The sequence below is a fragment of the Emticicia soli genome (genome assembly GCF_037860775.1).
In the GTDB taxonomy this organism is placed as follows: Bacteria; Bacteroidota; Bacteroidia; order Cytophagales; family Spirosomataceae; genus Emticicia; species Emticicia soli.
Window position 1 is genome coordinate 274375 of sequence record NZ_JBBEWC010000006.1, and the last position, 14201, is coordinate 288575.

The following is a 14201-nucleotide window of genomic DNA, read 5'->3' on the forward strand; positions in this document are numbered from 1 at the left end:
TCAACAAGTAAACCTAAACCCTATGCCATGCACGTTTTCGATTTTGATTTTTGGGTCATCGGATAACATTTTTCTTAGGCGGGTAATGAATACATCAAGGCTACGGCCTAAGAAATAATCGTCTCTGCCCCAGATGGCTGTCAGTATCTCGTCACGTTTTATTACCTGATGCTTTCTTTCACACAAATACTTCAATACCTCTGCCTCACGGTGGGTAAGTTGCTCAGCCTTATTATCCGATTTTAAGGATAACTGGTCATAGTTAAACTCATAATCGCCCAGTTTCCATTTACCATTGCCTTCAGTTACTTCTTTGTTAACCTCCTTGCGTTTCAGAAATACCTTAATACGCAGGTTGAGTTCTTCAATGCTGAAAGGTTTGGTTACGTAGTCGTCGCCGCCAACTTTTAGTCCGGCAATGCGGTCTTCCTGCATCCCTTTGGCTGTCAGGAAAATAATCGGTATCTGCTGGTTTTGTTTTCTGATTTTTTCGGCCAACGAAAAGCCGTCTAATTCGGGCAGCATGACATCTAGCAGGCAAAGGTCATATTTCTCTTTGGTAAAGCTCTTCCAAGCCTCTTTTCCGTCCTGAAAATGGATAACCTCATAGCCTTCCATTTCCAGATTATCTTTTGTTACATAGCCAAGGTTGGGGTCGTCTTCAACGTATAATATTTTAGGCATCTTTTATATTTATCTATTTATAGCAGCATAATTCATAAAATCCAGTTTATGCCTTTGCTTATTCTTGTTTCATTATAATAGTAAACTTACTCCCCTGCCCTACTTCGCTATCAACCTTTATCTCCCACTTGTGGGCTCTTATAATTTCTCGCACGTAGCTTAAGCCAAGGCCAAAGCCCTTCACGTTGTGGGTGTTTCCGGTAGGTACTCTATAAAACTTATTGAAAATCTTGTTCAGGTGTTCTTGTGGTATACCTATACCCATATCACTAATCGAAAGCACTAGTGTATCGCCCACATTCTCGGTTTTTATGGTAATACAAGGCTTTTTGCCTGAGTATTTAATGGCATTCTCCAGCAGATTCCGTATCAGGCTTATAAGTTGAATACGGTCGGCATAAATACTGGTACGGGTGGCATTTAGCTCAATACTCAGCGCATCTTCGAGTTCGGCCTTTACGCCCTCGGTTACATCATATATAATGCTGTGCAACTCTTGTAGCTCAATATTCAGTTCCATTTTGCCACGCTCCATGCGAGCCGTATTGAGCACCGATTCTACCTGATTTTTCAGGCGGTTATTCTCTTGCCTGATAATGTGCACATACTTTTTCAAACGCTCAGGTTGGTCCATTATTTTAGCTTGGCTCAAAACATCTGTTGCTACCCTGATGGTCGAGATAGGCGTCTGAAACTCGTGGGTCATGTTATTGATAAAATCACGCTGCACTTCGCTGAGGCGTTTTTGTTTCAAAATAATAAACATCGAATACCCAAAAAAGGCAGTTACAACCAGAGTAATTAGCGACGAAATGACCCAGATGTCGAGCCGGGCAGCCAGATAACTCGTTTTACTCGGAAACCTGACCCCGAAATAGTTCAGGTATTTATCGGTTTTAGGCAGCGGTTTCTTAGTAGTTGAAGTTTCTTCGAGGTCAGAATTGATGTAGGCACCATACACTATCTTATCGGTATCACAATCATAAATACCATATTCAAAATCTGTTAACAGGTTTTGGTTCTTAAACTCTTCTTTGAGATAATGCTCCAAAATATCAGCATTGAGCGGGATTCTGAGATTTGCTACGTAGTAATCGGAAGAAAGCTGACTAACGGGGTTTTCGATACTGGAAAGTTTGTAGAGTGCCGATATATTGTTCGCCACATTTCGTAAAGAAATCATTACAGTTTGCCGAAACTGTTGTTCTTTTAAATCGAAAGCACGCTTTACCCAATAGGCTTGCACTGCAATTATTCCCGTAATCGAAAGCGTGCCGAGTATAATCAGAAGTCGGATGGTATTTCTGTTCAAAACGGGATGTTTTTTTCGTAAAATTATATAAAAGAAGATTGATTGACAAAAAATTAACAAGAACTTTAGGGAATGGCTATTAAAAAAGTTATGTAAAATCTACATATTCTTTTAAAATCATCGTCTATCCTTTGAAAAAGCAAATTTTCTACCTTTATTTGCCGTGTTCAAAGAATTTTTCCCAATCAAAGAATTTTATTTTTCATTTCCCTAAGCACTATGCAAAAATTACAAACCTTCGATTACGTTGTATTTCTCTTCTATTTCGTTTTAGTGTCAGGTTATGGCTATTGGATTTATAAAAAGAAACAAGCCAAACAAACTTCTACCAAAGACTTTTTTCTTGCCGAAGGTTCGCTTACGTGGTGGGCAATCGGAGCCTCGTTGATTGCTTCGAATATCTCTGCCGAGCAAATGATTGGTATGTCGGGTAATGGTTTCTCGATGGGTCTTGCAATTTCTACTTACGAGTGGATGGCCGCCGCAACGCTCATTGTGGTGGGTGTGGTTTTCATGCCTATTTATCTGAAAAACAAGATTTTCACGATGCCACAATTCCTTAATCAGCGTTACAACTCTACCGTAAGCTTGATTATGGCTATTTTCTGGCTGGCTTTATACATTTTAGTAAACCTTACTTCTATTTTGTATCTGGGAGCTTTGGCGGTGTCGGGTATTTCGGGGATTGACTTTACAGTTTGTATGATTGGTTTGGCAATTTTTGCAATTATCATTACAATCGGAGGTATGAAAGTAATCGGCTTTACCGATGTAATTCAGGTGTTTTTTTTGGTTATTGGTGGTTTAGCTACTACTTATCTGGCAGTTACGCTGGTTTCGATGGAGTACGATGGTGTTTCGAGTTTAACCAATGGCTTGAAATTAATGACCGAAAAATCGGATACACATTTCCACATGATTTTCAAGAAAGGCGACCCGCATTACATGGCACTACCGGGTTTAACGGTATTGTTTGGCGGTATGTGGATTGTAAACCTTAACTACTGGGGTTGTAACCAATATATTACGCAACGTGCCTTGGGTGCCGACCTTAAAACTGCCCGTGAGGGTATCTTATTTGCAGCATTCTTGAAATTATTGATGCCCGTTATCGTAACGCTTCCGGGTATTGCGGCTTATACCTTGTATCAAAAGGGTTTGTTTCAACAAGAAATGCTAGGTGCTGATGGTACATTTAACCAGGACAACGCTTATCCGGTATTGTTAAACCTATTGCCAATTGGCTTAAAAGGCTTATCGTTTGCAGCTTTAACAGCAGCCATTGTAGCTTCGTTGGCAGGTAAAGCCAATAGTATCTCAACTATCTTTACGCTTGATATTTTCAAAAACTATATTGGTAAAAACGCTAGCGAAAAACACTTGGTTTTGATTGGCCGTATAACAATTGTAGTTTCTATGATTCTGGCAATTGCGGTTTCTCCTTACATGGGTATCGATAAAAAAGGTGGTTTCCAGTTTATTCAGGAAATGACCGGTTTGTTATCGCCGGGTATTTTTGCAGCATTTGCGATGGGCTTCTTCTGGAAACGTACCAACTCAGCAGGTGCTTTGTTTGCCATTGTTGGTGGATTCTTGATTGCACTCTGGATGCATAACTACCTAGAAACAATTCCTTTCCTTGACCGTATGGGTATGGTATTCTTGATTTGTGTGGCCGTTATGTTTGTATTAGGCTTTGTATTGCCAGACGAAGGCAAAGGCTTAGAAATAGACGCCAGTATGTTTAAAGTACAGGGTATATTTGGTGTTGGTGCAACAATTGTATTAGTTATTATTGCATTCTTATACTGGTATTTCTGGTAAGATTATAATAAACAGAATATAAAAACGAGACAGGCTTGGGAGTTCGCAAGCCTGTCTCGTTTTTATTATAGCTACATACTAAAGCCAAGCTTAATTTTATATCGCCATCGGTCTTTGCCTATTTCGTTTTCTAATTTTAGTACTTCGTGTGTCTTTTTACTTATCCAGAATACCTCTTTAACTCCTTTAGATTCATGCGTAAGTAACCAACAATCTATTTTCTGCTTATCGTAGCCTTCTAATTGCCCTGAACCTGAAACAGTGTAAGCCTCATGTTTTGGAGCTGAAAAGCCAGGGTCATAGAACGGAATCATAAATGTAACTCCTGCTTTATAGGCCAACAATGGAAACACCTCGAGGTCGAGATGCCAGTTAAGCGTATATTGAGTATAAGCTTTCTGAAAAGCCAGCCAAGATGTTTTTCTGACCCCAACAGTATCTGCATCGGTCAGTGGTTTATCATTTACTTTGGCTGTTTTACTTACAAAATCATACTCACTACTACCACGCTGTTTCCACCAGCTTTGCTGATACAACGGAGCAAAAGTTTTTTTATCACAAACCGATTTCACGGTGTGTACCAAACTATCACGGTCTTCCCATTCCTGAGTTACCACAATAGCCTCTTTGCCATTATAATTTTCAAATGCTATATTTCTTGTCCAGAACTGGGGCCGCATACGGGGTGAATCTTTCGACATTTTGAAATAAACCAGATAGTGGTTCTTGCCTTCTTTCAAAAATTGCGTGTTTACTTTAGATGCATCAACCCAGACGGTATCTTGGGCAAATAATGTGAAACAAGAACATAGCAGCACAGGAACTGCCCATAGTTTTATCAATAATAGCTTCATAATAATTGTATAAGAAAAAGATTGGTTGTTTACTTTTTAAAGCTTTCGAGCACTTTCTCAAAACTCACCCAATAAATATCGCCCGACCCATTTTGTGGAGAAGAAAATGCCTTGAGTAGCTCGTCTATTTTAGCCGTCGTATTTGGGTAAGCATTAGGTATATTTATGCGTTCGCTGGTAAAGAAAAGTACCTTTTTATCGGGGCTAACAAAAGGGCAATAGTCTAATCGGTTTGAGTTAAGCATGGTTAAATTCTGCGCAGGCAGCCATTTGCCCTTGGCATCTTTTACACTCATGTATAAATCGCCTCTGCCGGTATCGTCTTTGCGGCCGTATGATGTAAAAATGATATAATCTTCATCAGGCGATACAAAGGCGTTGAACTCATAATTTTTGGAGTTAATAGCAGTATCTAAGGGAACTGGCTCAGTATATTTCCCATTTTCGGGTTTTGACACAAAAATATCTTCTTTACCTATGGCGGTTTTATACGCTGCCGTAAAATACAGATTCCCGTTTCGGGCAATAGACGGATAAAATTCATCTTCGTTTGTATTTACGGGCGCACCTACGTTTTGTGGCTCACCCCATTGGTTATTTTGTTTGCTTACTACCCATATATCAAAATCTTTTGGCATTGTGCCTTGTATAGGCCTGTTCGACGCAAAATAGAGTTGCTTTCCATCGGCCGAAAAGGCAGGTTCAAGGTCGCTGTATTTTCCGGCAAAGGGAGCAATTTCAGGTTTACTCCATTGCCCGGTAGCGTCTTTCTTTCGGTAAACAATAGTCTGAAAAACGCCTTGTGGTGCCTGCAGTGTGTAAAATATTTCGCTGCCATCTGGCGAAAGTGCAAAGTCTCTTTCGCTGAAGCCGGTGCTTGTTCCAAAGACTTCAGGCATTTCAGGTGGGTTGGTAAAAGCAATAGTTGTTTGGGCCATCAGCGACCACGACCAGAAACATAGAGCAATTGTTGAGAATAATTTAGTATTAAAAAACATGGCTATTTGGTTTATGCCATTAAAGCTAGGTTCTTTTCGACACAAAATTTACCTATGGGTATATACAGCACTTATCACCTAGCAGAAAGCAATTATCATGGTATTTATACTATTTTGCAATAGAAACTACTGCTGGTGGGTAGATAATTGCTATTGGTGAGTCGGAGCCTTTTTATCAGAATATTTTCTTATAATTTTATATTTTTAAAGGCACTTAATTCCTTTTTGATGCAAAACCGAATCTTTTTTCATATTGCTTTCTGGCTTGCCTATGTCTTATTCAAAGCCTACCTTAACTTTGAGTCTTTGCAATACAATATGCCCAACGAAAGCGCCATTTATTTGTTTTCGCTGGCTATGGGTATTCAGAGCTCATACCTTGTCGTGAAAATCCCGTTGATTTATTTGGTTTTTCATATTCTCAATCAATTTCTTTCAAAAAGGTGGAGTTTTTTAAAATCGATTAGCCTTACAATACTGGCTTTTGTAATATCAATTCTGGTTTTCTTATGGATTTCAGAATCTATTCAGAGATATGTGCTGAATAGACCTATGAAAGACGAAAACTTTTTCACCTTTGCCAGTTTTGTATATGGGATTTTTCTGTTGTGCTTTACCTGCGGGATAGCCTTGTTTCTTAAGCTTTTAAGGCAGAATATACGAGCAAAAGAAGCCGAACAAGAAATGGAGAAAAAACGGCTTGAAACCGAGCTGCGTTTTCTGAAAGCCCAAACTAACCCGCATTTTTTGTTTAATACGCTCAACAATATCTACGGGCTTGCCCGCAAGAAATCGGACGATACGGCCGAGGTAGTAATGAAATTATCGAAATTATTACGCTTTATGCTCTACGAAACAAACAAACCCTTTATTGAAATTGCCGACGAACTACGAGTAATGGCCGATTATATTGAACTTGAAAAAATACGCTATAACGAACGCCTAAAAATAGACTTTGTAAGCAATATAGATAACCCTAACGAACCTATCGCACCTCTGATTTTGCTACCATTTGTAGAAAATGCCTTTAAACACGGTGTTGGCGAAACCATCTACGAATCGTTCATCAGAATTGAAGTAAGGCTTCAGGAAAGTAAATTGTATTTTTGTGTAGAAAACTCAAAACCAGAAGATAGTCCTGCGCTTCTTACCGAAAAAATAGGTTTGAGCAACGTACGTCGTCAATTAGAATTGATGTATCCAGGGCATAGGCTCATTATCGAAAACCACACGTCTACATTCAGTATTATACTTGAATTTAACCTTAACAGCCATGCAAAAATTTAACTGTATAATTATAGAAGACGAGCCATTGGCTGCTGAGATATTAGAAGATTATGTACTACAGGTGCCATTTTTGCAACTGAAAGCTATTTGTGCCAATGCCATTCTGGCCACCGAAATACTAAGAAAAAACAGCATAGATTTGATTTTTCTGGACATTAACCTTCCGAAGCTCAAAGGGCTTGATTTCATAAGAACGCTCCACCACCCACCACGCATTATTCTTACTACAGCCTATCATGAATATGCGCTGCAAGGCTACGAGCATAATGTATTAGATTACCTGTTAAAACCCATTGAATTCAGCCGTTTTCTGCAAGCGGTTAATAAACTAAACACCCCTGCTATTGTTACGAATGTAGCACTGCCCGAAGAACGCAAATACCAGTTTTTTAATGTAAACAAGAAAATGATAAAGGTTTTCTTTGACGAGATACTTTATATTGAAAGCCAACGAGAATACATAAAAATATGCACAAAGGCCCAGGATATTACAACCAAACTGGCTTTGAACGAGATTGAAGAGTTACTACAAAACGATAATTTTCTGCGGGTGCATAGGTCTTTTATTGTTGCCAAAGATAAGATTGAAGCCTTTTCGGCTACCGAGATTGATATATGTGGTAGACAAATTCCGATTGGTAGAGCTTATAAAGAAGAGGTTTGGACGGTTTTAGGGAATTAGTCGACACGTTTTTTCACAAAAAGCGGTACTTTTGCAAATCGTCTAACACAGAAAAGAGATTTTAATGAAAATTGCCGCCATTGACATAGGGTCTAACGCCGCCCGAATGCAGATTTCGTCGGTTTTGCACGACCAAAAGAAAATCAATTTCAAAAAAGTAGAGTATGTACGCTTTGCCTTGCGCTTGGGTATGGACGTATTTAACACAGGAAAAATATCTTATGAAAGCGAAGCCCGCATCAAAAAACTATTGATGGCCTACCGCCTGCTGATGGAACTACACGAAGTAGATGCATATATGATTTGTGCCACATCAGCCATGCGAGAAGCTGAAAACGGGAGTAATATTGTAGAGCGCATCAAAAATGAGCTAGGCATGGAGATTCATCTGATTGAAGGAGAGAAAGAAGCTGAACTCATCAACAACGTGATTATAGCGGTGCTCGAAAACGACAAAACCTATCTGCATATTGATGTAGGCGGTGGTAGTACCGAGCTTAATATTTATAAAGGCCGTACAAAAATAGCGGCTAAATCATTTAAAATAGGTTCTGTTCGTTTATTAGAGCACAAAGAAGCGCCGGATATCTGGCGTAAGATGAAAAGCTGGATAGATGATAACGTACCGACACACGAGCACGTAATAGCCGTAGGAACAGGCGGCAATATATCGAAGTTGTTTAACATGATTGAAAACAAGGCCAATGGCAGAGCCACCCTTGACGAACTTGAAAGACAACGCAACTACATCAGTAACTTTACGCTTGAAGAGCGTATCAACTTGCTCCAACTCAATGCCGACCGTGCCGATGTGATTGTTCCGGCTTCTGATATTTACATTTCTGTGATGAAATGGGCCGATGCCAACGAAATAATTGTACCAGATTTAGGCTTGAAAGACGGCATTCTGCTACTGGTTTATGACACTCTGATGAATGAAGAAGAATAAAAATATAATCATGAAAAAAAGAATATTTACTTATACAGCCATTGTTGCTACAAGTTTTGGCTTGCTGCTCATGCTCTCATCATGGGGTATGTGGGGGCATCAGCACATCAACAAATCGGCGATTTTTGCTTTGCCTGATGAGCTTCGCATTTTCTTCTATAACCACCTTGATTTTGTGGTAGAAGAATCGAACGTACCAGATTTAAGAAAATATACGCTAAGCGATAAGGCCGAGAACCCTCGCCACTATGTTGACATTGAAGATTTCGGAACGATTGATAGCATGCCACCCACAAGCAAAGCGGCTTATGCCAAATATGATAACAAACTCTTGCAGTCGAGCGGAATTTTGCCTTGGTATATACAAGATGTAATGGAGAAGCTAACAAAATCGATGCAGGGCAAACGCAAAACAGAAGCCCTGTTTTTAGCTGCCGATTTAGGGCATTACCTAGCTGATGCACACATGCCATTGCATACATCGAGCAATCATAACGGACAATTAACCAATCAGCATGGTATCCATGCTTTCTGGGAAGCACAATTGCCTGAAATGTTTGGCAAAAACTATAATGTGTACACAGGCAATGCTAAATATATTGACGATGTAAGCAAAGAAACCTGGCGCATTATCCGTCATTCGCATGAGTTGGCCGATACACTACTAGCAAAGGACAGAGAATTGAGAAAGACTTTTCCGGCTGATAACATATTTCAGAAAGGTGCAGATGGCAAATTGCTTAAAAACAAATTCAACCAAGCAGTTTATACAAAAGAGTATGCTGAGTTGTACCACAAAGCCTTAAATGGCATGATTGAAAACCAACTAAGAGGCGCAATTGCAGCCACTGCCAATTTCTGGTACACAGCATGGGTAAATGCTGGCAAGCCAGATTTAAAAGCACTAGACGACGAAGGTTTAACCAAAAGAAACAGAGCCAATTATAAAAAAGACATTAAGGCTTGGGAGAAAGGTAAATTAACTTTACTGAAAGCAGAACCTGAGTTTTAGAAATATTACGTTTTAGATATAAAAATAGCCCTTTTCAGACGAGAAGGGCTATTTTCGTTTTATTACATTTCACTTGCCTTAGCTTTCCTTTTTACGGTCTGACTTGTGAAAGTACTCTCAAATATTTTATCGGCATTACCTGCTTCAAAACCCTCACGGCGATGCTCACGCTTGATTTCAGAAGGCTTTAAGTGCTGAAACTGCGGTAATACCTTACGCTCGGCAAACTCGACATAACTACCCGAAATCGGATGGGTTTCGCCGCCTGCAAATTCAGCATCAATTATTTCGGCTACTGTTGAGCTTTGTAATAAGCCACCATCAGGGCTAATCTTAATTTTTCCGCCCGAATCATTCAGTTTAATACCTGTTTTCTCCAGAAAATCGTTAAACTCCTGAATACTATTATACCCGTCTTTCAGGTTATGTACACTGATAGTATAATGGTTGAGGTAATAACGGTTGTAAATCACCCATGCGGCATATTCGCTTTCTTTGAGTAGTGTCGAATAATCTTCCCATGTAGGAATCCGCCACAATGGTTGGTGCAAAAACGCATCAATGGCTGCGCCATCGTTCAAATCCAGTGCATCAACAGGGTCGCTTTTTACTTCATCAGTATAAGTTCTGATAATAGCCTGCACTTGCTGCGATAAATCGTTTACCCGCAATTCGCTTACAAATATTCTTGGATACTCGGGCTTTGGTGGCGAAAACCAGTAAGCATCCAGTTTTTTACCCTCAAAATAGAAATAATCACGTTTTTCGTAACCCAAATGCAGAAATATCTTTTCGAACGATTTAATCCCTAATTGTGGCACACCCATTGTCCGAAAAGCAATGTGGTCGTTTTCTATTTCGCCGGCATTGGCAATAATTCCATCGGCAATCATGGCGTCTGATACTTTCTCAACATCAGGCACACGCTCACGGTATCGGCGCATAAGGCCATCTAATACATATTCTAAAGTTGCTGTGTTAGTATTCATCTTTACTTATCTCCTTTAAAAAATTGTCCATTGGTTGTTTGTAAATAAGTACCTAGTGGAATATCTTCCTGTTTAATAAAGCCTTTTTGCGGCAGTGTACCATCAGCCACCATTTCAACTACCGCCGCTATCGAAGCCGCCGTAGTCCATGAAATAGCACGCCAGTGTTTACCATCAATCTGTATCGGGTGGTAGGCCTCATAAAACTCTTCACGAGCCAGTTCTTCGCCTTTCCAGCCTTCTACTACTGCATATACATACACCACGTCTTCCTGTACAGGTGGTTTGGCTTCTGTCAGAATCTGCTCTACCAACTCACGTTTATCTTTAAGAATCAATTCATACAACAAAAACTTCATGAGCTTGGCATGACCCGGATAACGAATGGTTTTGTAGTTGAGCGTATCAACTTTGCCTTCGTAGGTTTCGCACATAGTGCCTAGCCCACCCGAGGTGCTGAATGCCTCAAACTCTTGCCCTTCTATCTGAATATGTTCAATGCCATCGAGCGAAGGCACCATTTTTTTTGCACCATTATGAATCACCTCAGCATCGTTTATATATTCGTTGATTACACCCGCCGGAGACCATGTGAATGAGTAACCCATCAATCCATTGGGGTAACGAGGCAATGCTCCTACCCTTAGTTCGATGTCACGCAATTTGGTAAAGCGTTTGGCTAGGTCGGCCCCAACAATACCAATCAAGCCCGGTGCAAGGCCACATTGTGGCGCCATAACCGAGTTGGCAGTTTCTGCCATTTCTCTTATGGCTGTGGTTGTGGGCACGTCTTCCGTGAGGTCGAAGTAGTGAACACCAAATTTATGTGCCGTTTGGGCAATAGGTAAGTTCAGATTATAAGGCATAGCCGACACAACGGCATCGAACGTCGGAATGGTTTTTTCTAAAAAACCAATGTCATTTACATCGCCTAGTATCACATCAAAGGGTAGGTTTGTATTTGGGTGGCGTTTGTCCATACCCATTACGGCAAAGCGTTTAGCGAGCAATACGCCCACCAACGACCCTACTTTGCCCATACCAATTACAAGTACGTTTTTCATGTCTGATTCAAAAAAAAAGTTTATGATGAAACTCAATACAACAAACAATACCATTAAATGCTTTTAATAGTCTATAAAATAGCATACCGAAACTCAATGACTGAGTTCAATAGCAAGATACACCCTACTAAAATAATTTAGTAAAATTATTTGTCAATAAAAGATAAAGATTAACGAAGCCCCCCGAAAACATCAGGAACAAATGAGCAGGCACTACGAAGATAGGCGAGGCGTGCTAAATGATATTTCAGGTCTTTAAACAAGTAAGAAGATTTATTTACATAGCAAAAGTATACAATAGATTATAAAATGCAAGAAAAATCTGGTTAATAAAAAATGAACCACCCTCCGAAGAGAATGGCTCACCTGAATTATCGGGAATCGTAATGGGCGATTATGAAATACTATTTAACAGGTTTTCTTCCTGCTCAATAAACGGCTGATTTCTGAGGCGTTTACCTGTTGCTTTAAAGATAGCATTACCAATTGAGCCGCCTGTTGGTGGCAAGGCAGGCTCTCCTAAACCTGTTGGGTCGATGCCGTTATCAACAAAGTGCACATCAATTGCCGGAATCTCGTTCATTTTTATGAGGCGGTAAGTATTAAAATTGCTCTGGTTTGGTGTACCTTCTTTAAATGTCAGGTTGCCATACATGGCGTGCCCCATACCATCTACAATACCGCCTATTACCTGATTTCGGGCACCGCTCTGGTTAATTACCACGCCACAGTCAACGGCTGCATAGATTTTTTGCAATACAGGCTTACCTTTTTTCATTACTATTTCTGCTACCTGTGCCACATAAGAAGCATGAGAGAAATATACGCTAAAACCAAGGCTTACTCCTTTGCGTTTTTTGTTCCAGCCCGATTTTTCGGCGGCAAGTTCTATTACGGCTTTCATGCGGTCGATGTCGTAGCGGATAGGTCCAGTTGGCGATGTACGAGCTTTCTCAAGCAGGTCAAGCCTGAACTGAACAGCATCTTTTCCGGCTGCGGTGGCTACTTCATCAATAAACGATTGCTCGGCAAAGGCCAAGAAATTAGTAATTGGTGCACGCCAAGGGCCTGTCGTAATCGGTGATTTATGTTCAACCGAATCTATCAACAAATTTGGCACTGCTCCCGATGGGAAATTGTTTTCACGGGTACTGTTTCCGGCATTGATACCTGCTCCACGAAGCGAGTAAGCAATCATATTGCCTTGTTTATCAAGCGCCGCACGGAAACGGTAACGTACCGCCGGGCGATAGCTACCGCCTGTCATGTCGTCTTCACGTGTCCAGATAACTTTTACAGGTGCTTTCACAAGGTTCGATACCTCTACTGCTTCAAGCACATAGTCAGTACCTAGCCTGCGGCCAAAGCCCCCACCCATGCGGGTAAGCTCTACCGTCACTTTTTCAGGGGCAATGTTCAATAACTTTGCTGTTTGTCCCTGCGCTGCTTGTGGTGTTTGCGTAGGACCAACCAATTCTACGCCATCTGCTCTTACATGGGCGAAGAAGTTCATCGGCTCCATTGGGTTATGAGGCAAGAACGGGCATTGGTATTCTGATTCTACTACTTTTGCTGCATTTTTAAACGCCGCTTCAACGTCTCCTTCTTTTCTTCTGACGTCTGCTTTAGGCGAATCGAGTAATTCTTTAAAAATCTTGTCATGGTCTTCCGAACTCTCCAGATTTCCGTCTTTTTCCCACTCAATTTTCAGAGCTTCTTTGGCTTTCTTTACTTCCCATGTTGATTTACCAACTACCGCAACTTTGTTTTTAAACGAAACCACATCTACAATACCCGGCATAGCTTTAGCCGCCGAGGCATCGAACGATTTCAGTTTTAAACCAAAAGCCGGCGGGCGTTGAATCATCGAGAAAAGCATCCCTTCACGGTAGAAATCTATACCAAAGAGCGGTTTACCTGTCAGAATCTCCTCATTATCGACACCTTTTACAGTTGAGCCTATGAGTTTAAAATCTTTCAGGTCTTTTAGTTTTACATCTGCCGGAGGCGTAATCTGGGCTGCATCAGTAGCTAGTTCGCCATAGCTTAGTTTTTTGTTTGAAGTAGTATGTATCACAAAACCTTTTTCGGTTTTGCATTCGGTAGCCGATACATTCCATTTTTTTGCAGCAGCTTCTATCAACATCTGGCGGGCTGTGGCTCCGGCTTTACGGAGTCTCTGCCATGAGTGCGGAATAGACCCACTACCTCCGGCCACCTGGCGCTCAAATTTCTTGGTATCTAAAGGAGCTTGCAGAACTTTTACTTTCGCCCAGTCAACGTCTAATTCTTCTGCTACAATAATCGGGAAGGCAGTTTTGATACCCTGACCGATTTCGGGGTTTGGCGAAAATATAGTAACGATTCCGTCAGGATGAATTGACAGATAAGCATTCGGAGCAAAATCGGCGGCTACTGTTGCAGCAGTAGCATCAGCAGCAAAAACTTCTTTGCCAAACCAATTAAAACTCAACATGAAACCACCACCTGCTAGCGCGGCCGATTTCAAAAAATCTCTACGGCTGTTGTTGCTTGTCTTTTCCATG

General features: G+C 40.8%; 12 protein-coding genes. 5 read left to right on the plus strand and 7 right to left on the minus strand.

Going from position 1 to position 14201, the window contains the following annotated elements:
• Entirely contained in the window at nucleotides 1–684 is a 684-nt protein-coding gene (locus WAE64_RS11295; RefSeq protein WP_340236500.1) for a response regulator transcription factor, read from the minus strand.
• A gap of 58 nt (nucleotides 685–742) precedes the next feature.
• Nucleotides 743–1996, minus strand: coding sequence for a sensor histidine kinase (locus tag WAE64_RS11300; RefSeq protein ID WP_340236501.1), 1254 nt, complete (start codon nucleotides 1994–1996; stop codon nucleotides 743–745).
• Between the two features lie 219 nt (nucleotides 1997–2215).
• Here WAE64_RS11300 and WAE64_RS11305 point away from each other — a divergent pair, with 219 nt between their 5' ends.
• Nucleotides 2216–3820: a sodium:solute symporter family transporter gene (locus tag WAE64_RS11305; RefSeq protein WP_340236502.1), complete on the plus strand. Its 1605-nt coding sequence runs from the start codon at nucleotides 2216–2218 to the stop codon at nucleotides 3818–3820.
• A gap of 71 nt (nucleotides 3821–3891) precedes the next feature.
• Here WAE64_RS11305 and WAE64_RS11310 read toward each other — a convergent pair whose 3' ends face one another.
• Complete coding sequence (locus WAE64_RS11310) at nucleotides 3892–4674, minus strand: DUF3108 domain-containing protein (protein ID WP_340236503.1); 783 nt, start codon at nucleotides 4672–4674, stop codon at nucleotides 3892–3894.
• A 29-nt stretch (nucleotides 4675–4703) separates the two neighbouring features.
• Entirely contained in the window at nucleotides 4704–5672 is a 969-nt protein-coding gene (locus WAE64_RS11315) for a TolB family protein (RefSeq protein ID WP_340236505.1), read from the minus strand.
• Nucleotides 5673–5900: 228 nt separating this feature from the next.
• Between WAE64_RS11315 and WAE64_RS11320 the strand changes: the two genes are divergently transcribed.
• The 4 genes from WAE64_RS11320 to WAE64_RS11335 all read left to right on the plus strand — a co-directional run bounded on the left by WAE64_RS11320 (nucleotide 5901) and on the right by WAE64_RS11335 (nucleotide 9602).
• On the plus strand, nucleotides 5901–6959 hold the full coding sequence (locus WAE64_RS11320; RefSeq protein WP_340236507.1) for a sensor histidine kinase: 1059 nt from the start codon (nucleotides 5901–5903) through the stop codon (nucleotides 6957–6959).
• Complete coding sequence (locus WAE64_RS11325; protein WP_340236508.1) at nucleotides 6946–7641, plus strand: LytR/AlgR family response regulator transcription factor; 696 nt, start codon at nucleotides 6946–6948, stop codon at nucleotides 7639–7641. Before WAE64_RS11320 ends, WAE64_RS11325 begins: the two co-directional genes overlap by 14 nt.
• A gap of 64 nt (nucleotides 7642–7705) precedes the next feature.
• Nucleotides 7706–8590, plus strand: coding sequence for a Ppx/GppA phosphatase family protein (locus WAE64_RS11330; protein ID WP_340236509.1), 885 nt, complete (start codon nucleotides 7706–7708; stop codon nucleotides 8588–8590).
• A 10-nt stretch (nucleotides 8591–8600) separates the two neighbouring features.
• Nucleotides 8601–9602 (plus strand): zinc dependent phospholipase C family protein, encoded by a 1002-nt coding sequence (locus tag WAE64_RS11335; RefSeq protein WP_340236512.1) that lies wholly within the window; start codon nucleotides 8601–8603, stop codon nucleotides 9600–9602.
• A gap of 62 nt (nucleotides 9603–9664) precedes the next feature.
• On the opposite strand, the gene WAE64_RS11340 is transcribed toward WAE64_RS11335, so the two are convergent.
• The 3 genes from WAE64_RS11340 to WAE64_RS11350 form a co-directional block, all read right to left on the minus strand.
• Nucleotides 9665–10591, minus strand: coding sequence for a DUF1338 domain-containing protein (locus WAE64_RS11340; RefSeq protein ID WP_340236513.1), 927 nt, complete (start codon nucleotides 10589–10591; stop codon nucleotides 9665–9667).
• Nucleotides 10592–10593: 2 nt separating this feature from the next.
• Complete coding sequence (locus WAE64_RS11345; RefSeq protein WP_340236514.1) at nucleotides 10594–11655, minus strand: saccharopine dehydrogenase family protein; 1062 nt, start codon at nucleotides 11653–11655, stop codon at nucleotides 10594–10596.
• Between the two features lie 394 nt (nucleotides 11656–12049).
• Nucleotides 12050–14200, minus strand: a complete 2151-nt coding sequence (locus tag WAE64_RS11350; protein WP_340236517.1) for a xanthine dehydrogenase family protein molybdopterin-binding subunit — start codon at nucleotides 14198–14200, stop codon at nucleotides 12050–12052.
• Between the last annotated feature and the right edge of the window lies 1 nt (nucleotide 14201).